The 19,798-nt window shown below is 65.8% G+C and carries 16 protein-coding genes; 12 read left to right on the forward strand and 4 right to left on the reverse strand.

The window, feature by feature from the left end; translation table 11 throughout:
• Positions 1 to 38: 38 nt before the first annotated feature.
• The 6 genes from clpP to HNO51_RS10150 all read left to right on the forward strand — a co-directional run bounded on the left by clpP (position 39) and on the right by HNO51_RS10150 (position 8,259).
• Positions 39 to 659: an ATP-dependent Clp endopeptidase proteolytic subunit ClpP gene (gene clpP / locus HNO51_RS10125; protein WP_197450864.1), complete on the forward strand. Its 621-nt coding sequence runs from the start codon at positions 39 to 41 to the stop codon at positions 657 to 659.
• Positions 660 to 736: 77 nt separating this feature from the next.
• Positions 737 to 2,014 carry an ATP-dependent Clp protease ATP-binding subunit ClpX gene (clpX, locus tag HNO51_RS10130; RefSeq protein WP_197450865.1) on the forward strand — a complete coding sequence of 426 codons (1,278 nt, stop codon included), beginning with the start codon at positions 737 to 739 and terminating at the stop codon, positions 2,012 to 2,014.
• Positions 2,015 to 2,165: 151 nt separating this feature from the next.
• Complete coding sequence (gene lon / locus HNO51_RS10135) at positions 2,166 to 4,568, forward strand: endopeptidase La (RefSeq protein ID WP_209539123.1); 2,403 nt, start codon at positions 2,166 to 2,168, stop codon at positions 4,566 to 4,568.
• 177 nt (positions 4,569 to 4,745) lie between these two features.
• A complete protein-coding gene (locus tag HNO51_RS10140) occupies positions 4,746 to 5,018 on the forward strand; it encodes an HU family DNA-binding protein (RefSeq protein WP_197447248.1) in 273 nt (90 codons plus the stop codon).
• A gap of 213 nt (positions 5,019 to 5,231) precedes the next feature.
• The gene (locus tag HNO51_RS10145; protein ID WP_209539124.1) at positions 5,232 to 7,049 is read left to right on the forward strand and encodes a SurA N-terminal domain-containing protein; all 1,818 of its coding nucleotides are present in this window, start codon (positions 5,232 to 5,234) and stop codon (positions 7,047 to 7,049) included.
• 154 nt (positions 7,050 to 7,203) lie between these two features.
• Positions 7,204 to 8,259: a CobW family GTP-binding protein gene (locus HNO51_RS10150; protein WP_209539125.1), complete on the forward strand. Its 1,056-nt coding sequence runs from the start codon at positions 7,204 to 7,206 to the stop codon at positions 8,257 to 8,259.
• Positions 8,260 to 8,268: 9 nt separating this feature from the next.
• Here HNO51_RS10150 and HNO51_RS10155 read toward each other — a convergent pair whose 3' ends face one another.
• A complete protein-coding gene (locus tag HNO51_RS10155) occupies positions 8,269 to 9,030 on the reverse strand; it encodes a UDP-2,3-diacylglucosamine diphosphatase (RefSeq protein ID WP_197447251.1) in 762 nt (253 codons plus the stop codon).
• A 78-nt stretch (positions 9,031 to 9,108) separates the two neighbouring features.
• Positions 9,109 to 9,618: a peptidylprolyl isomerase gene (locus HNO51_RS10160; RefSeq protein WP_197447252.1), complete on the reverse strand. Its 510-nt coding sequence runs from the start codon at positions 9,616 to 9,618 to the stop codon at positions 9,109 to 9,111.
• Positions 9,619 to 9,772: 154 nt separating this feature from the next.
• Between HNO51_RS10160 and HNO51_RS10165 the strand changes: the two genes are divergently transcribed.
• A complete protein-coding gene (locus HNO51_RS10165) occupies positions 9,773 to 11,452 on the forward strand; it encodes a glutamine--tRNA ligase/YqeY domain fusion protein (RefSeq protein WP_197447253.1) in 1,680 nt (559 codons plus the stop codon).
• Between the two features lies 1 nt (position 11,453).
• A complete protein-coding gene (gene cysS, locus HNO51_RS10170) occupies positions 11,454 to 12,860 on the forward strand; it encodes a cysteine--tRNA ligase (protein WP_209539126.1) in 1,407 nt (468 codons plus the stop codon).
• Positions 12,861 to 12,908: 48 nt separating this feature from the next.
• Here cysS and HNO51_RS10175 read toward each other — a convergent pair whose 3' ends face one another.
• Complete coding sequence (locus tag HNO51_RS10175) at positions 12,909 to 13,892, reverse strand: DUF1853 family protein (protein WP_209539127.1); 984 nt, start codon at positions 13,890 to 13,892, stop codon at positions 12,909 to 12,911.
• A gap of 93 nt (positions 13,893 to 13,985) precedes the next feature.
• On the opposite strand from HNO51_RS10175, the gene osmF reads away from it, so the two are divergent.
• Genes osmF through HNO51_RS10195 form a run of 4 tightly spaced genes read left to right on the forward strand, consistent with a single transcriptional unit; the run spans position 13,986 to position 17,762 of the window.
• Complete coding sequence (gene osmF / locus HNO51_RS10180; protein ID WP_209539128.1) at positions 13,986 to 14,897, forward strand: glycine betaine ABC transporter substrate-binding protein OsmF; 912 nt, start codon at positions 13,986 to 13,988, stop codon at positions 14,895 to 14,897.
• A 2-nt stretch (positions 14,898 to 14,899) separates the two neighbouring features.
• Complete coding sequence (locus HNO51_RS10185; RefSeq protein ID WP_234283493.1) at positions 14,900 to 16,066, forward strand: ABC transporter permease; 1,167 nt, start codon at positions 14,900 to 14,902, stop codon at positions 16,064 to 16,066.
• Positions 16,063 to 17,004 carry an ABC transporter ATP-binding protein gene (locus HNO51_RS10190; protein WP_197447257.1) on the forward strand — a complete coding sequence of 314 codons (942 nt, stop codon included), beginning with the start codon at positions 16,063 to 16,065 and terminating at the stop codon, positions 17,002 to 17,004. Before HNO51_RS10185 ends, HNO51_RS10190 begins: the two co-directional genes overlap by 4 nt.
• The gene (locus HNO51_RS10195) at positions 17,001 to 17,762 is read left to right on the forward strand and encodes an ABC transporter permease (RefSeq protein ID WP_209539129.1); all 762 of its coding nucleotides are present in this window, start codon (positions 17,001 to 17,003) and stop codon (positions 17,760 to 17,762) included. The genes HNO51_RS10190 and HNO51_RS10195 overlap by 4 nt, the downstream gene beginning before the upstream one ends.
• 33 nt (positions 17,763 to 17,795) lie before the next feature.
• Here HNO51_RS10195 and HNO51_RS10200 read toward each other — a convergent pair whose 3' ends face one another.
• Positions 17,796 to 19,649 (reverse strand): hypothetical protein, encoded by a 1,854-nt coding sequence (locus HNO51_RS10200; RefSeq protein ID WP_209539130.1) that lies wholly within the window; start codon positions 19,647 to 19,649, stop codon positions 17,796 to 17,798.
• Positions 19,650 to 19,798: the final 149 nt, after the last annotated feature.

Here is a 19,798-nt window from a genome sequence, read left to right on the forward strand (position 1 = left end):
AAACGCTTCCATTCATCGGATGCAAGGACATCACACTGATGAGCAACGAGTTCGAGACCCGGAACGCCGGCGGCCTGGTGCCGATGGTGGTAGAGCAGAGCGCGCGCGGCGAGCGGGCCTATGACATCTACTCCCGGCTGCTGAAGGAGCGGGTAATCTTTCTGGTGGGGCCGGTGGAAGACCACATGGCCAACCTGATCGTGGCGCAGCTGCTCTTCCTTGAATCCGAGAATCCGGACAAGGACATTCACCTCTACATCAATTCTCCGGGCGGTGCCGTTACCGCCGGGATGTCGATCTACGACACCATGCAGTTCGTCAAGCCCGACGTCTCCACCGTCTGCATTGGCCAAGCGGCCAGCATGGGGGCGCTGTTGCTGGCTGGCGGTGCTGCGGGCAAGCGCTACTCGCTGCCCCACTCGCGCATGATGATCCACCAGCCGCTGGGGGGTTACCAGGGGCAGGCATCGGACATCGAGATCCATACGCGCGAGATCCTGGGTATCCGGGACAAGCTCAACCGTATCCTCGCCCACCATACCGGGCAGGATATCGAGACCATCGCTCGAGACACCGACCGCGACAATTTCATGAGCGGTTCCCAGGCGGTGGAGTACGGCCTGATCGATGCCGTACTGGATAAGCGGCCCACATCCTGATAGCGTGAAATCAGGCACGCTTCAACTACGTGATTAGCGGCGGCCGACCAGGCCGCCGAAGTGACAGAGGTACGCGAATGGCCGACGGCAAAGGCAAGGACGAAGGCGGCAAGCTGCTCTACTGCTCGTTCTGCGGGAAGAACCAGAATGAAGTGCGCAAGCTGATTGCAGGCCCGTCCGTTTATATCTGCGACGAGTGTGTCGACCTGTGCAACGACATCATTCGCGAGGAAGTTCTCGATGCCGATGCCGAGAGCGATGAGGAGCGTCTGCCCGTTCCCCGCGAGATTCGTCGCACCCTGGACGAATACGTGATTGGCCAGGACCGCGCCAAGACGGTGCTGTCCGTGGCGGTCTACAACCACTACAAGCGTCTTCGCGCCGGGATCAAGGGCGATGACGTGGAGCTCGGCAAGTCCAATATCCTGCTCATCGGTCCTACCGGCAGCGGCAAGACCCTGCTGGCCGAGACCATGGCGCGCCTGCTCAACGTGCCGTTCACCATCGCCGATGCCACCACCCTGACAGAAGCGGGCTACGTCGGCGAGGACGTCGAGAACATCATCCAGAAGCTGCTGCAGAAGTGCGACTACGATGTGGAGAAGGCCCAGCGCGGCATCGTCTACATCGACGAGATCGACAAGATCTCGCGCAAGTCGGACAACCCTTCGATCACCCGCGACGTGTCGGGCGAGGGCGTGCAGCAGGCCCTGCTCAAGCTGATCGAAGGCACCACGGCTTCCGTGCCGCCGCAGGGCGGGCGGAAGCACCCGCAGCAGGAGTTCCTGCAGGTCGATACCGGCAACATCCTGTTCATCGTCGGCGGCGCCTTCGCCGGGCTGGACAAGGTGATCCGCGATCGTGCCGAGAAGGGGGGCATCGGCTTCAGCGCAGTGGTGAAGAGCAAGGACGAGACCAAGGGCGTGGGTGACCTGCTCGCCGACGTCGAACCCGAGGATCTGGTCAAGTTCGGCCTGATTCCTGAGTTCGTCGGCCGCCTGCCGGTCATCGCCACGCTGACCGAGCTCAACGAGGATGCGCTGATCCAGATCCTCACCGAGCCCAAGAATTCTCTGGTCAAGCAGTACGCCCGCCTGTTCGACATGGAGGGGGTCGAGCTGGAGTTTCGGGAGGACGCCCTGCGGGCCGTGGCGGCCAAGGCCATGGCGCGCAAGACCGGTGCCCGTGGGCTGCGCTCCATTCTCGAATCGGTGCTGCTCGACACCATGTACGAAATTCCTTCCATGGAGGGGGTCTCCAAGGTGGTCATCGATGCCTCGGTCATCGCCGGCGAAAGCGAGCCGCTGCTGATCTATTCGCAGCAGGAGCAGCGAGTCGACGGTACTGACGGCTGAGGCCCGGCGGCCTCTGCTGCCATGCCCAGACGGAAGGGGGTCGCTCGGGCGGCCCCTTTTCACGTTCGCCGACGCATCTTCCCTTGCAATGGCAGCGGCGTGCCCCCATCCCCCCCTGTATACACCGATTTCTGTTTGAGGAACGTCTGCGATGCAGCAGAACGCCGTTCAGACCTTGAGTCTGCCCCTACTCCCTCTGCGCGACGTGGTCGTCTATCCGCAGATGGTGATCCCGCTGTTCGTCGGCCGCGAGAAGTCGATCCAGGCGCTCGACGCCGCGATGGCCGCCGACAAGCGCGTGCTGCTTGTCGCCCAGCGCGAGGCCGGCCAGGACGACCCCGGCACCGACGACCTCTTCACCATTGGCACCGTTGCCGAGATCATGCAGCTGCTCAAGCTGCCCGACGGCACCGTCAAGGTGTTGATCGAAGGGGTCTCGCGCGCCGACCTGCGTGAAGTCCACCATACTGACGGCCACAGCGTGGCCGAGGCAGTGCTGCGCGACAGCGAGCCGCTGAACGAGCGCGAGCAGGAGGCGCTGGTGCGGGTCCTGCTCAATCAGTTCGAGCAGTACGTCAAGCTCTCCAAGAAGGTTCCCAACGAGGTTCTCAACTCGCTGTCGGGCATCGAAGACCCCAGCCGTCTGGTCGATACCATTTGCGCTCACCTCTCGCTCAAGATCCAGGACAAGCAGCAGCTGCTCGAGATGGATCGCGTGCGTGAGCGCATCGAACACCTGATGGCGCTGATCGAGTCGGAGATCGACCTGCTGCAGGTGGAGAAGCGCATCCGCTCCCGGGTCAAGGACCAGATGGAGAAGTCGCAGCGCGAGTACTACCTCAACGAGCAGATGAAGGCCATCCAGAAGGAGATGGGCGAGCTCGAGAACGTGCCCAACGAAGCCGAGAAGTACGAGAAGGCGATCGAAGAGTCGGGCATGCCGAAGGAGGCGCGCGACAAGGCGGTGCAGGAACTGGGCAAGCTCAAGATGATGTCGCCGAGTTCCGCCGAGGCCACGGTGGTACGCTCCTACCTCGATTGGCTGGTGTCGGTGCCGTGGAAGAAGCGCACCCGGGTACGGCACGACCTGGTGCATGCCCACAGGGTGCTGGACGAGGACCACTTTGGCCTCGAGGAAGTGAAAGAGCGCATTCTCGAGTACCTCGCCGTGCAGAAGCGGGTCAAGAAGCTCAAGGGGCCGGTGCTGTGCCTGGTGGGGCCCCCGGGGGTGGGCAAGACTTCGCTCGGTCAGTCGATCGCCCGTGCCACCAACCGCAAGTACGTACGCCTGGCGCTGGGCGGCGTGCGTGACGAATCGGAGATCCGGGGGCACCGCCGCACCTATATCGGCTCGCTGCCTGGCAAGCTGATCCAGCGCATGAGCAAGGCCGAGGTCAAGAACCCGCTGTTCCTGCTCGACGAGGTCGACAAGATCGGCATGGACCATCGTGGCGACCCCGCCTCGGCGCTGCTGGAGGTGCTCGACCCGGAGCAGAACGACAAGTTCAACGACCACTACCTCGAGCTGGACTACGACCTCTCCGAGGTGATGTTCATCTGTACCGCCAACTCGATGAACATCCCGGGGCCGTTGCTGGACCGCATGGAGGTCATCCGCCTGCCCGGCTACACCGAGGACGAGAAGCTGGCCATCGCCCGCCGCTACCTGGTGCCCAAGCAGCTCAAGGCCAACGGCTTCAAGGATGACGAACTCTCCTTCTCCGACGAGTCGCTGCTCGAGCTGATCCGCTACTACACCCGCGAGGCGGGGGTTCGCGAGCTCGAAAGGCAGATCGCCAAGGTGTGCCGCAAGGTCCTGCGCGAGCGGCTCGAGTACGAGGGCAAGGGCGCTCAGGCGCCGGCGCTGCTCTCGGCGGCGGACATCGAGAGCTACGCCGGCGTGCGTCGCTACAGCTACGGCCTGGCGGACAAGGAGGACCAGGTGGGGCGCGTCACGGGCCTGGCCTGGACCTCCGTGGGTGGCGAGCTGCTCAACATCGAGTCGGTGGTCACGCCGGGCAAGGGGCGTATCAACAAGACGGGGTCGCTGGGCGACGTGATGAAGGAATCCGTCAGTGCGGCGCATACCGTCGTGCGCGCCCGCGCCGCGACGCTGGGCATCGACCCCGAGCGCTTCGAGAAGGAGGACCTGCACATCCACGTGCCCGAGGGCGCCACGCCCAAGGATGGCCCCAGCGCGGGTATCGCCATGGTCACCGCCATGGTGTCGGCCTATACCGGGCGGCCCATCCGCTGCGACCTGGCCATGACCGGAGAAGTGAACCTGCGTGGCGAGGTGATGCCGATCGGTGGGCTAAAGGAGAAATTGCTGGCGGCCCGGCGCGGTGGTATAAAGACCGTGCTCATTCCGGAAGAGAACCGCCGGGACCTCAAGGAGGTACCGGATAATATCAAGGACGCGCTGGATGTCCGGCCCGTTCGTTGGATCGACGAAGTGCTGGAGTCGGCCCTGGCTGAAAGGGCCGCCAATGGTGGGGAAGAATCACGAACGGAAGATTCGGCTTCTTCTTCCAGCATGATCAGTACACATTAACGATAAATACTGCGTCATACTTGGGAGAAGAATCCTTGTATGACGCGGTTTGGCGCCGCAGTTGCTTGACACCTCTTTTGCAGCATTGCTATAAACTGGCAGCCATGCTGTGATCGAGTTGCCAGGCGAAAGGCACGCCGATTAGAGCCATTTTCCGAAACAGTCAAGGGGTGAAGTGTGAACAAATCCGAGCTGATCGAAGCCATCGCCGCGTCTGCCGATATTCCCAAGGCCGCTGCGTCTCGCGCACTGGATGCCATGGTCGACACCGTCTCCGAAAGCCTCAAGAAAGGTGACACCGTGTCTCTCGTCGGATTTGGTACTTTCTCGGTGAAGGAGCGTGCCGCCCGCACCGGCCGCAACCCGCAGACAGGCCAGCCGATCCAGATCAGTGCAGCCAAGGTACCGACGTTCAAGGCTGGCAAGGCGCTCAAGGACTCCGTGAACTGAGTCAAGGGGTCATTTGCGCCGAAGGCCCGAGCGCGAGCGAAGCAACTCGGCAGCAAACGATCAGGCGCATCGCTTCGGCGGTGCGCCTTCTTTTTTTCGCCTTGGTGGCGCCGCCATCGTCGAGGAGGGCCGGGCCGGCGTGATGGCCCGCGACGGCCCGGCCCCGTATAATACGGCGCCACAGCCAGCCAATAACCAGCAATCGAGGCCTGCATGCTGCAAAGTATTCGTGACCGCTCCAGAAGCTGGGGCGCCAAGATCATCGTGGCTGCCGTGGTAGTCACCATGGCACTGTTCGGTATCGAGTCCCTGGTCGGGCTGTTCGGCGGTGGGGGCGATGAAGTCGCCAAGGTCAATGGCCAGACCATCACCCGCCAGGAGCTGGAAATGGAAGTGCAGCGTGCGATCCGCTCCGGCCAGGTTCCGCCGGAGCAGGAGCGGGCCCTGCGTGGCCAGGTGCTCGACGAGATGATCGGTGAGCGGCTGCTGCTGACGTTTGCCGAAGACGGGGGGCTCTATCTTTCCGACGAGCAGCTCGACCAGGTGATCGTGACCCTGCCCGAGTTTCAGGATCAGCGCGGCCGCTTCGATACCGAGCTGTTCCGCAATCGCCTGGCGAGTGCCGGCTTCACGCCGAACTCGTTCCGCGCGGCGCTGCGTGTCGACCTCAAGCGTCAGCAGCTGCAGCAGGGCCTCGCGGTCAGCGACTTCGTTCTCGACAGTGAGCGCGAGGCGCTGGCATCGCTGCAGCGGCAGGTTCGCAGCTTCCGCTACTACGTGCTGGGAGCCGAGGAGCTCGACGAGCCCGTGAAGGTCAGCGACGCGGATCTCGAGGCCTATTACCAAGAGAACCGCGAGCGCTATCAGCGCCCCGAGCAGGTTCGCCTCGAGTACGTCATCGTCGACCGTCAGCAGATGGCCGAACAGGTCGATGTCGACGAGGAGGCGATTCGCCAGGCTTGGGAGGAGCGTGGTCGCGACGCCGATCGTCGCGTGTCGCATATCATGGTGACGTTCGATGGCGAGCGCAGCCGCGACGAGGCAGTAGCACGCCTCGAGGAGGTGCGCGAGCGTCTTGCCGATGGCGAGTCATTCGAAGATCTCGCGCTTCAGTACTCCGACGATCCTTCGACGGCCGAGCAGGGGGGTGACCTGGGCATGATCAGCCGCGGCTTCTTCGGCGATGCGTTCGATGAAGCGGCCTTCGCGCTTTCGCCGGGCCAGGTGTCCGGCATCGTGGAGACCGACAACGGCCTGCATCTGGTCAAAGTCACCGAGCTGGACCAGGCCCCACTCGAGGAGGTGCGCGACGACCTGGCGCGCGGGCTGGCGCTCGAGCAGGTGAACGACGAATACAATCGCCGGGTCCAGGCCCTCATCGACGAGAGCTTTGCGGCCGACGACCTTGCCAGCGTAGCCGATAGCCTGTCGCTCGAGCTGCACGAGAGCGACTGGGTGTCGCGTGACGGGGGCGATGGCGTGCTTTCCGAGCCGGGCGTCATGAGCGAGGCCTTCAGCGAAGACGTGCTGGTGGAAGGCTTCAATAGTGAGGTGATAGAGCTCGACGAGGATCGCCGCATGGTGCTGCGTGTGGCCGGGCATCGCGAGGCGACGGTATTGCCGCTCGATGAAGTGCGGGAGCGTGTGGCGGCCGCCGTGGAGCAACGCAAGCAGCGCGAGGCGCTGCTCGATGTGGCCAGGCAACGGGTCGAGCGCCTGCGCGACGGTGAAGAGCTCGACCTCGACTGGCAGCAGGTCGAGCAGGCGACCCGGCAGCAGGACAATGTGCCGCGGTCCGTCCTGCAGACTGCCTTCCGGCTCCCTCATCCGCAGGGGGACGAGGCCGTCTATGGCCATACCAGCGACAGTGAGCGGGTCACGCTGATCGCGCTGGACAGCGTAGGGGCCGGAGAGGTCGACGAGCAGACCGAGGCGTTCGTCGCGCGCATGGCACAGCAGCTGCGTGCCCAGGCGGCCATCCAGGGGCTTCGCAATCACTTGCGTGAGACCGCCGAGATCGAGCGTTACTGAGCCGTTGGGTAAGGAAAAAGGGAGGGCATTAGCCCTCCCTTTTTTCGATGCCGTCTTTATACCGTTATCTTGTAGCGTGCATCATCGTGCCCCGCGCTGTTGAGCGATGTTGAATCTGTTACTCTATAACGATTTCGAGTCAGCAGGTTCTCCCATGAGTGCACCCCCTCTCGCAGCGATTCCCGTCCATTTGTTCACCGGCTTCCTCGGCAGCGGCAAGACCACCCTGATCCGCCGCTTGATCGAACAGAAGCCGAAGGAGGAGCGCTGGGCGATTCTGATCAACGAGTTTGGCCAGGTCGGCATCGACCAGGCCATGTTCGAGGCGCGTGACGACGTCATCGTCAAGGGGCTGCCCGGTGGCTGCCTGTGCTGCCAGCTGGCCTTCGTGCTGCAGGCGACCCTGATCAACCTGCTGCATCGACACCGTCCCGATCGCGTCGTCATCGAACCGTCCGGGCTCGGGCATCCGGCCGGGCTGCTCGACGTGCTGCGCGGCGAAAGCTTTGCCGACGTGCTCGACCTGCGCGATATCGTGGTACTGCTTGATCCGGCGCGGCTCGATGACCCGCGTGCACGTGAGCACGAGACCTTCAATGACCAGTTGGCCCTGGCCGATGCGGTGGCCTTGACCATGGGCGATCGGGCGACACCCGAGCAGCAGGAGGCCGCCCGGCGGCACGTCGAGACGTTGTGGCCGCCGAAGAAGTGGGTGGCCCAGGCCGACCATGGCGAGCTGCCGCTGGCGCTGCTGCTGGCAAGCGGGCGGCACCGGAAGGAGGCGGCGCGCCGGGGAAGCGGTGGCCATGACGCGCTTCGCGACGCGGCGCGCCAGGTGGTGTTCCTGGATGGCTTCGCCGAGGCCAAGCCACAGCCGGGAGAGCCGCGCCAGGAGCGAGGCACGGCGCTTGGCTACGACACCTTGAGCTGGCGCTGGTCTCCGCAGGATGTCTTCGATCTCGACCGCTTGACCCGAGTGCTGGACCGGCTGCCCTCCAGGATGAGGGTGAAAGGGGTGCTGCATACCGACGCGGGTTGGAAGCTCTACAACCGGGGGGAAGGGGCGGCAAGCCTGGCTACCTGCGCCTGGCGCCAGGACTCGCGTCTGGAACTGATCGCCGAGACGGGGCTCATGCCGCCGGCCGAGGAGACCCTCGCGGCCCTGCAGGCGTGCCGCCTGCAGGGCCGGGGGAGCGATGAGCAGCGCTGAGAGCGTTGGTTAGAGTGTGACCTGACGCAGCACCGGGTCGCCGTCAGGTCCGATCTCGACTTCCCAGCCGTGGTCGGGCTGCCAGTCGCCGAGCACGATGCGCCGGGCGGGCTGCTCGTCGATCTCGAGTGCATGGACCGCGGGGCGGTGCGTGTGGCCGTGGATCAGCGTGGTGACGCCATGGTCTCGCATGGTGCGTACCACCTCCGCCGGGGTGACATCCATGATGTCCTCGGCCTTGTTGGAATTCGCTTCGCCCGATTGCTGGCGCAACTGGGCGGCCAGTTGGATGCGGTCGGCCAGCGGCATGGCGAGGATCTGTTCCTGCCAGGCCGGACTGCGCGCCTGGCGGCGAAAGGCCATGTAGGCTTCGTCGCGGGTGCACAGGCTGTCGCCGTGCATGAGCAGGACCGGTTCGTCGGCGAAGCGCAGCACGGCCGGATCGGTGACCAGCTTGGCGCCGGCTGCGCTGGCGAAGCGGTGGCCAAGCAGAAAGTCGCGATTGCCGTGCATCAGGTAGATGGCAGTGCCTTCGTCAGCGAGCCTGCGTAGCGCGCCGGCCACGCGGATGGCCAGTGCGGCGTTGCCAGTGGGATCCTGGTCGACATGATCGAGCAGATCGTCGCCGATCCAGGCCTCGAAGAAGTCACCCAGGATGTAGAGCGCATCCGCGCCGCTGGCCCGTCGCGCGAGCCAGTCGAGAAAGCCTTCGGTGACCTCGGGGGCGTCGGGGTGAAGGTGCAGGTCGGAGATCAGCAGGGTGGTGGACATGACCGTGTCTCGCTGGCTCGGGCGAACGGAAGGGAAACGAAAGGCACGCCCTGCGGTGGGCGTGCCGGAAGAGGGCGATCAGCTGTCGCTGGCCTCGTCCTTGACGTAGGCGCGCTTGATGATCACGTCCTCGGCGGGGACGTCGGCATGCATGCCGCGGCGCGTGGTGTCCACGGCGGTGATGCGTCCCACCACGTCCATGCCTTCGACGACTTCGCCGAATACGCAGTAGCCCCACCCCTGGATCGACTTGCCGCTATGGTTGAGGAAGTCGTTGTCGGCCACGTTGATGAAGAACTGCGCGGTGGCGGAGTGCGGATCCTGGGTGCGGGCCATGGCCAGGGTGCCGGTCAGGTTCTTCAGGCCGTTGTCGGCCTCGTTCTCGATTGGGTCATGGGTGGGCTTCTGGTTGAAGTCCTGGTCGAAGCCGCCGCCCTGGATCATGAATCCGGGAATCACGCGGTGGAAGAGGGTACCGTCGTAGTGCCCTTCGCGAACGTACTGTTCGAAGTTGGCCGCGGTCTTGGGCGCCTGGTCGTGATTCAGGGCGACGGTGATGTCGCCGAAGCTGGTCTCGAGAATGATCATCGAAGTTTTCCTGTCAGAGGGAGCGCGCCTTGGCGCCGTGCATGGGCGTGGCGTTATAATAGCGGTTTTGCATCGATGCGCGAAGCGCACCGGGCCCATCGATACCGAGGCCCCTTCCCGATTCGCGACCCAACCAGAGGTTTGCCGCAACGACATGAGCAGCGAAAACGCCAGTGCGCCGAATTTCATCCGCAACCAGATCCGCGACGAGATCCAGGCCGGCCGTGCCGACAAGGTCGTGACCCGTTTCCCGCCGGAACCCAACGGTTTCCTGCACGTGGGACACGCCAAGTCGATCTGTCTGAATTTCGGGCTGGCCGAGCAGTTCGGCGGAGACTGTCACCTGCGCTTCGACGACACCAACCCGGCCAAGGAGGAGCAGGCCTACATCGATGCCATCAAGGCGGACGTCAGCTGGCTCGGCTTCGAGTGGGCCGGTTCGGTACGCTATGCGTCCGACTATTTCGATCAGCTCTATGCATGGGCGCAGCACCTGGTTCGCGAGGGCAAGGCCTACGTTGACGATCTCTCCCCCGACGAAATGCGTGAGTACCGCGGCACCCTGACCGAACCGGGGCGCCCCAGCCCGTGGCGCGAGCGCAGCGTGGAGGAGAATCTCGACCTGCTCGAGCGCATGCGCGCCGGCGAGTTCAACGAAGGGGAGCGGGTGCTGAGGGCCAAGATCGACATGGCCTCGCCCAACATCAACCTGCGCGACCCGATCCTCTACCGTATTCGCCATGCCCATCACCACCAGACCGGCGACAAGTGGAAGATCTACCCCTCCTACGATTTCGCCCACGGCCAGTCCGATGCCATCGAGGGGGTGACCCACTCCATCTGCACCCTGGAGTTCGAGGACCACCGTCCGCTCTATGAGTGGTTCCTCGACAACCTGCCGGTGCCGGCCAAGCCGCGTCAGATCGAGTTCGCCCGGCTCAACATGAATTACACCCTGACCTCCAAGCGCAAGCTCAAGCTGCTGGTGGACGAGGGTATCGTCGACGGCTGGGACGACCCGCGCATGCCGACCATCTCGGGCATGCGTCGGCGCGGCTACACCCCGGCCTCGATCCGCAAGTTCTGCGAGATGATCGGCGTGACCCGCGCCGACGGCGGGCTGGTCGACATCGCCATGCTCTACCACGCCATCCGTTCGGACCTCGAGGACAACGCGCCGCGCGCCATGTGCGTGCTCAACCCGCTCAAGGTGGTGTTGACCAACGTGGCCGAGGACCACGAGGAAGTCTACGAGGTGCCGGGACATCCCGCCCGGGAGGACATGAGCCTGCGCCGGGTGCCGTTCACCCGCGAACTCTACATCGACCGCGACGACTTCATGGAGGAACCACCCAAGAAGTTCTTCCGCCTGGCGCCGGGGCAGGAGGTGCGCCTGCGCAACTCCTACGTGATCCGTTGCGACGAGGTGGTCAAGGACGCCGCTGGCGGGATCGAGGAGCTGCGCTGCTCGGTGGATTTCGACACCCTGGGCAAGAACCCGGAAGGGCGCAAGGTCAAGGGTGTGATCCACTGGGTCAGCGCGACCCATGCGGTGCCCATGGAGGTACGCCTCTACGACAACCTGTTCCTGGTCGAGCAGCCCGACAAGGACAAGGACGCCGATTTCCTCGAGCATCTCAACCCCGAGTCGCTCAAGGTCTGTCAGGCCATGGGCGAGCCCAGCCTGGCCGAGGCGTCACCCGAGTCGCGCTTCCAGTTCGAGCGCGTGGGCTACTTCTGTGCCGACCGCCACGCCTGTCGTGACGGCAAACTGGTGTTCAACCGTACCGTTGGGCTGAAGGACAGCTGGGCGAAGATACAGAAGAAGGGCTGACATGCAGATCTACAACACGCTGACGCGGCGCAAGGAGACGTTCAGTCCGATCGAGCCGGGCAAGGTGCGCATGTACGTCTGCGGCATGACCGTCTATGACTACTGCCACCTGGGCCATGCGCGGGTGATGGTGGCCTTCGATGTGGTCACCCGCTACCTGCGCTGGCGTGGCTACGATGTCACCTACGTGCGCAACATCACCGACATCGACGACAAAATTCTCAAGCGCGCAGACGAGAACGGCGAGAGCATCACGGCGTTGACCGAGCGCATGATCGCTGCCATGCACGAGGACGAGACGCGCCTCGGCGTGCTGCGTCCGGATCACGAGCCGCGTGCCACCGGGCACGTGCCCGAGATCATCGCCATGGTCGAGACCCTGATCGCCAAGGGCTATGCCTACCCGGCCGACAACGGCGATGTCTACTACCGGGTGCGCAAGTTCGAGGGCTACGGCAAGCTCAACAACCGCAAGCCGGACGAGATGCGCGCCGGCGCCCGGGTCGAGGTCGACGAACACAAGGAGGATCCGCTCGACTTCGTGCTGTGGAAGGCGGCCAAGCCGGGTGAGGCGAGCTGGCCTTCGCCCTGGGGCGAGGGGCGCCCCGGTTGGCACATCGAGTGTTCGGCGATGTCGACCTGCTGCCTGGGTGAGACGTTCGACATCCACGGCGGCGGGCCGGACCTGACCTTCCCGCATCACGAGAACGAGATCGCCCAGTCCGAGGCGGCCACCGGCAAGCCCTACGTCAACACCTGGATGCACGCCGGGGCGGTACGGGTGAACCAGGAGAAGATGTCCAAATCGCTGGGCAATTTCTTCACCATCCGCGAGGTGCTCGAGGTTCACGATCCGGAGGTGGTGCGCTACCTGCTGGTGGCCAGCCACTACCGCAGCCCGATCAACTACGCCCCCGAGTCGCTGGCCGAGGCGCGCAAGTCGCTGGAGCGTTTCTACACCGCTCTCGACGGTATCGCGCTCCAGGATGTCGGGGGCGCGAGGGGCGAGGTCGATAGCCGCTTCGACGAGCGCTTCAGCGCCGCCATGGACGACGACTTCAACACGGCCGAGGCCCTCTCGGTGCTGTTCGAGCTGGCCCGAGAACTGAATCGCGCCAAGGCGGAAGCGCCCGGCGAGGCTGCCCCCCTGGCCGCCGAGCTGCGTCGCCTGGGCGGGGTGCTGGGGCTGTTCGGCCAGGAGCCAGCCCGTTTCCTCAAGGGCGGCCAGGCGGCACTGCCGCTCAACGAGCAGGAGATCGAGGCGCGCATTGCCCAGCGGGCCGAGGCCAAGAAAGCGAAGGACTTCGCCGCCGCCGATGCCATCCGCGATGAGCTGGCGGCACTTGGCATCGTGCTGAAGGACTCGCGCGAAGGCACGAGCTGGGTCTTCGAGTCGCCCCGGCCATGACGGGGCGACTCCGCTCTCTGCGCCCGGCTTCGACCGGGCGCAGTCGTTTCAGGCAGGTGAACGAGGCGGCAGCGGAATCTGCAGCGGCCAGCCATCGTCCACGACGAAGAGACGCCTCAGGCGGCGGCAGGCAGACGAATCGAGCAGTGCAATCTGCAGCGGTGCGGCCGGGCGGGAAAAATGCTGGGCGAGGCGTGCCTCGACCTGTTGCAGGGGCAGAAAGGCTTCGTACCGCGGCAACGCCAGCCAGTGGGGTTTTATCAGCCAGGCCGCCCGTGTGTCCCGAGGCAGGCTGTCGCGCAGGCGCCGCCAGTCGCGCCAGTGCAGCCAGTGGCCGCGCAGGTGATCGGACGCCGCCTCGTTTGGGGCCGGCATGGAAAGCTGCCAAGGGTAAAACAGCACACCCGGTATCGCCAACTGACGCCGAATGGTAGCGTCCTGGGGCGGGCCGATGTCGCGTGGCTGGGTATGCTGACGGATCGTTAGGCGGGTCTCGGCGCGATCGGTCAGGCGCAATTGATGCCGATCGAGATGCTCACGCTTGGTGGCCAGGCTGTCGGCGCCGCCGGGGCCGATCCAGCGCGCCTGGCCATTGTCCGGCCCCGGTCCTGTGGGCAAGCCGAGGTAGAACTTGATGGCCACCTCGAGATGCACCGGCGTCGGGTCGTCGAGTCGCCGATAGAGCAGGTCGAGTTCACCCAGGGTGCGCTTGCCCTCATGTATCCTCAGGTTGCTGGCGAGCAGGCGAGTGCCCGGTGCGGCGTCGAGCAGGTACTGCCACAGCCGCTCGTGGTAGTGACCCATGCGACCGTCGACCGTATTGCCCACCCGGCGCTCCAATGCCTGGGGGTTGGCTTCGCATTCATCGAGCCAGTCGCCCAGGCGATCATCGCCCGCCAGGCCCAGGTCCGCACGGCTGGGGCGCCCCGGCCAGGGGGTGCGGATCAGGTCGGGCGCCAGCACGATCCACGCCAGGTCGCGCACCAGCGGATGATGACATCGGGCGAGCAGGGCGGCATCGTCCTCGGACATGGTGGGCCTGTGGTTCCGCGTTGAGATCGGGGTCTGACAGTCAAACTGTACACGCCTTATACTCTACTGACATTCACAACGGATGGTGGTGACATGAAACGCTCCTTGTCCGGTCTGGCGGCGCTAGCCGCCTCTTCCCTGCTGCTCGCTGCCGGCGTGCAGGCCAACGAACCGGTGACGGTCGCTTCCAAGATCGATACGGAAGGCTCGGTACTGGGCCAGTTGATCATTCAGCGCCTGCAGCAGGGCGGTATCGAGACCGAGGACAGGCTGCAGCTCGGCGCCACCAATATCGTGCGCCAGGCCTTGATGAGCGGCGAGATCGACCTCTATCCCGAGTACACCGGCAATGGCGCCTTCTTCTTCGACATGGCCGACAGCGACGTCTGGCACGATGCGGCACGGGCCTTTGAAACGGTGCGCGAGCGGGATGCCGAGAATGGGCTGGTATGGCTGACGCCGGCGCAGGCCAACAACACCTGGGCGATGAGCGTGCGCGGCGACCTGGCCCGCGAGCATGGCCTCGAAACCCTAGAGGATCTCGCCGAATATCTGGATGAAGGCGGGGAGTTCAAGTTCGCCGCCAGCGCGGAGTTCGTCGAGTCGGAGCAGGCGCTGCCGGCGTTCCAGGAGGCCTATGGCTTCGAACTGAGCGCCGATCAGCTGCTGGTGCTTTCCGGCGGCAACACCGCAGCCACCATGCGCGCTGCCGCCCAGCAGACCAGCGGCGTGAACGGCGCCATGACCTACGGCACCGACGGCGGGCTCAATGCCCTCGACCTGGTGGTGCTGGAGGATACGCTGGGCGTGCAGCCGGTCTACCAGCCGGCCCCGGTGGTGCGCCAGGAAGTGCTCGATGCCCATCCGCAGATTGCCGAACTGCTCGAACCGCTGTTCCGGTCGCTGGATCTCGAGACGCTGCAGGAGCTCAATGGCCGGGTGGCGGTGGAGGGCCTCGACCCGCGCCAGGTCGCCGAGGAGTATCTGGCCGGGCTGCAGGACTGAGCGTGGCTGAGGGCAGACCATCCCCCAACTGGGTCCTGCTGAGCCTGATGCTGTGCGCCGCGGCGGCGTGGCTCACCCTCGATGCGGTGAGCCTGGCAGCCAACCGGATCGTGCCCGGCACGCCGCATTCGGCGCTGGACGTCATGAACGGCTGGCCGGCGCTACTGCTGGCCGTGCCGATGCTCGCCGTCGCGGTCCTCGCCTGGCGGCCGCACGACAAGGGGCTGCGGCTGTCGCTGGCCACCGTGGTGGCACTGCTGACGCTGCTGCCGCTGTGGCTCTCGGCGGCAACGGCCGTGCTGGTCACGCCCGACATGCCCCAGGCGCGTGTCGCCATCGGTGCCTCCCTCTGGCTGCTGCTGTTTCTGCTGCTGCTGGCGCTGATCGAGCTGCGCACGCGGCTCGGGCTGTCGCGGGCGACGGCTTGGCTGCTCCAGATACCGGTGATCGCGGGCTGGTGGGTGGCGCTGGCACTATGGCTCGAGCCGCTGGCGCTGCTGCGCGAGTACCAGGCCCGCAGTGACCAGTTTATCGGCGCCCTGGGCACGCATCTGATGCTGGTGGGCGCGGCGGTCGCCGCCAGCCTGATACTGGCCGTGCTGCTGGTCCTGGCCATGCGCCGACATGCCGGGGTACGCCGGGTGGGGTTCGGCGTGCTCAACTTCCTGCAGACCATACCCAGCCTGGCGCTGTTCGGTCTGCTGCTGGCACCGCTGGCCTGGCTCGGCGCGCGTTTCGACTGGCTCGCGGCGCTCGGCGTCGGCGGCATCGGCTGGGCGCCGGCGTTCCTGGCCCTGCTCGGCTACAGCCTGCTGCCGATGGTGCGCAACATTCACGTGGCGCTGGAGGAGGTGGACCCCGCGGTGATCGAGTCGGCACACGGCATGGGCATGAGCCGGCGGCAGGTGTTCCTGCAGGTGCGCCTGCCGCTGGCGCTGCCGGTGGTACTCGAGGGTCTGCGTATCACCACCGTGCAGGCGATCGGGCTCACGGCGGTGGCGGCACTGATCGGCGCGGGGGGGCTCGGGACCTTCATCTTCCAGGGGCTGGGGCAGGCGGCCATGGACATGGTGCTGCTCGGCGCCTTGCCGATCATCGCCCTGGCGCTGCTGGCCGATGCGCTGTTCGGTTCCCTGAGTGAATGCCTGCGACCGGGAGGGGCCGCATGATCGAACTGTTCGACGTGACCAAGCGCTTCGGCGACGAGACCGCCGTGGATGGCATCACGCTGCGAATCGAGAAGGGCGAGCTGTGTGTCCTGGTCGGCACCTCGGGCTGCGGCAAATCGACCACGCTGCGCATGATCAATCGCCTGATCGAGCACGATGGCGGTGAGATCCACCTGGATGGCCAGCCGGTGCGCAGTTTCGACGAGGTGACTCTGCGCCGGCGCATCGGCTACGTCATCCAGAGCACCGGTCTGTTTCCCCACTGGACGGTGGCGCGCAACATCGGCCTGGTGCCGCGCCTGCTCAAGTGGCCCAGGGCGCGAGTGCGCGAACGAGTCGAGGAGCTGATGCGGCTGCTGGGACTGCCGGTGGCCGAGTTTGCCGACAAGTACCCGCGCCAGCTCTCCGGCGGCCAGGCGCAGCGCGTCGGCGTGGCCCGAGCGCTGGCGGCGGATCCCGATATCCTGCTGATGGACGAGCCGTTCGGCGCGCTGGACCCGATCACCCGCGAGACCTTGCAGCAGGAGCTGCGCGAGCTTCAGGCGCGGCTACACAAGACCATCGTCTTCGTCACCCATGACATGGACGAGGCGTTGTCGCTGGCCGACCGTCTGGTGGTCATGCATCAGGGCCGGATCGTGCAGCAGGGCGGGCCGATCGAGCTGCTGCACGATCCGGCCAATGCCTTCGTCGAGTCGCTGCTGGGCGGCATGGATCGCGGCCTCAAGGAGGCGGCACTGATCAAGGTCGGCGAACGCATGCTGCCGCTGGGGCCCCGGCTGCTGGCCAGCGAGCGGATTGCCTACGGGGCGTCGCTGAGCCAGGCGCTGTCGGTCATGTTGTGGCATCAGGTGGATCGCCTGACGGTGGTCGACGAGGAGGACATTCCCATCGGCGAGCTGTCGCTGCGTCGTCTGCTCGGGGCCAGGGCGTCATGAAGTCGACGGCCCACGGCGCCCGCCGCATCACGCCGCTGGCCAGGTCGCGCCGCTGGCTGACGCCGCTCGCCTGGCTCGCGCTGCTGCTGCTGCTGTCGGCCGGGATGGGGCAGCTCGAGTGGCTGTTTCGCCTGATCGAGCCCGACGTGCGCGCCGTGGTCTATCGCCGATCGGGCTTCTTCGCGCTGCTGGGTCAGCACATCCTGGTGGTGGGTGTCGCCTCGTTGCTGGCGGTGGTGCTGGGGGTGGGGGCCGCGATCGCCGTCACGCGACCCGCCGGCCGTGACTTCCTGCCGCTGGTATCGCAGCTGGCCTCCATCGGCCAGACCTTCCCCCCGGTGGCCGTGCTGGCGCTGGCCGTGCCGGTGCTCGGTTTCGGCACCCTGCCGATCATCGTCGCGCTGCTGCTGTACGGCCTGCTGCCGATCGTGCGCAACACCCTGGCCGGCATCGGCGGCATCCCTGCCGAGGTGCACGAGGCGGCGCGCGGCATGGGCATGACCGCGGGGCAGGTGCTGCGCCAGGTCGAGCTGCCGCTGGCGGCGCCGGTCATTCTTGCCGGTATCCGCACCTCGGTGACCATCAACATCGCCACCGCGGCACTGGGCGCCACGGTGGGAGCGAGCAACCTAGGCGATCCCATCATCACCGGAATCGTCAACGGCAATACGGCCTACATCGTACAGGGTGCCGTGCTGATCGGGCTGCTGGCGCTGGCGGTGGACAGCGGCTTCGAACACCTGCTGCGTCGCGGCTAGCGCCGCGCGCGGCAGGCGCCTTCCCAATGCGCCTCAGGCCAGTTCGCCATGCTCGGTCAGCGTCGTCTCACCCACGCCCAGCAGCGCCAGGGCGCGATCATCGATGACGGCGTCGACCTCGGCAGCGCTCTGCACGTCGCCGCCATCGGCCCAGCCGTCACCCACCTCGCCGATGCGAAAGGCATCCGCTCCCGCCTCGATGCCGGGGGCGGTATCGGTATCCAGCACGTAGAAGAGGTCGCCCTCGTCGTCCTCGAACAGCAGGCCATCCAGGGTCTCGTCCTCGGCATTGGTCACGCTGGCGTCGAAGTCGAAGCGGCCGTCGAAGCGACCCTCCTCGTCGACCGACCAGTGGCTGTCGCCGGTTTCGCGTGCGAAGTAGGCGCTGTTGTAGGCTTCCGGCTCGATGTGGGAGGGGCGGAAGGGATCCAGCGCCACCTCGCCGTTCGCCTCGATGGTGACTTCGCCGTTGCTACTCTCGGGGTGCAACATGTCGCCGGTCAGCGCCAGGAACGCCTCGGTCTGCACTAGGCTGTCACCGCTAGCCCGGACAAGGCCTTCATCGAGCGCCAGCTCTCCGTCTGCCGCCACGTCGGTGAAGTGGACGCTGGCACTGGGGGCCTGGATATGGAAAGCGGCCATGTCGTCCAGCTCCCCAGCGCCAGCGTAGTTCAGGAGGTCGGTGCCTTCACCCCCGGTGTAGGAAAGGTCGCGCCCGCTGACAGCGAGAGTGTTCTGGCCCTCCTGCGAGCCGATGATCTCGGCCGTGCCTCGTGTCGGGCCGTCAAAGGCGCCGATGCTGGCGTTCAAGGTGTCCTCGCCGGGCGGAATGGGTAAGACGTCGCTGCTGAGTTCTGCCGCGTCGATGCGAACCGATTCGGCCTGTGTGCTGGCCTCGTCCGCATAGAAGACGACCCGGCCGCCGCCGCTTAGTTTGGCTTCTTCCAGATGGTCGAGCTCGAAACCCGAGAGCAGGAACTCGCCATCAGTGTCAGCATCCACGCGCCGCAGGGCCTCAGACTCGCCGATGGAGGTGAGGTGAAAGCGGGCATCGCCCTGGATCGTCAGTCGATCCAGGCTCTCGGCATCGATGTCCATCGCATGGTAAGTACCGCCATGGGCGTCGTCGCCCTCGTAGCGGCTCACCATGTCCATGTCGAAGGTGGCTTCGGTCAGGCTGGCGCCGTGCAGCGTGGCATCGTTCAACCAGCCGGTCGCATCCACCTCCAGCGTCTGCGCCGCATCGGCATGGAGGGTGCCGCTGAAACCGGTCTCATCGGCCACTTGCAGACTCAACGTCTCGCTGTTGGGAAGGTGATAGGTGCCGCTGGGCGAATCGTAGTCGGGGTTCGGATCCTCCGACAGGAAGGTGTCGATCGTCGCCGGGCCGCTGCCGTCGAAGCGGAAGACGCCGTGGTACTCCTCGTTCCGTTCGTCGGCGCTCAGGCTCAGTGCCAGGGCCGCGTCGCCCATGTCGTCGTACGACGCGTCCTCCTCGGTATCGCCCAGGGTGACGGTTTCCACGGGGCGTTCTTCGTCGCCGTCCTCCTCGCCTGCGGGTGGCGGGGCACTGGGGGCGACCGCCTCGTTGAAGCGTCGCACCAGCTGGCCCGCGGGGCCCTCGCGTAGTGCCGCCAGGGCGGCTTCAAGCTCCTGCGTGAGGGGCTGTTCATGCAAGTCGTCGAACAGGGCGGTCGCCTGCTGCATTCGGGTCAGGCCGGCATAGTCGTCCTGCTGCCGTGTCAGGAGGGCATCGAGCTCCGAGCGAAGTTCAGGGATGAGCGTAGGATCGGGGCGAAACAGGGCGGCATGCGCTGCGGCCTGCTCTGCCGGGGTGCGATGGGCCTCGAGGGCGTTTGACGAGGCGGCGTCGAGGTGGCGAGTCATGCGAATACTCCCTGTCGACTGTCCACGGGCAGGCTCCGCTGCCCGGGGTGGACCAGTGTGTTGTCACGTGCGGGAGCGCGTGAGGATGGGGTGCTCGTTTCGGCACGCCCCTCCCTTTCTAGTAGGGATGGCGAGGCGCAGCAAGGGAA

This window comes from Billgrantia sulfidoxydans, from assembly GCF_017868775.1.
GTDB lineage: Bacteria > Pseudomonadota > Gammaproteobacteria > Pseudomonadales > Halomonadaceae > Halomonas > Halomonas sulfidoxydans.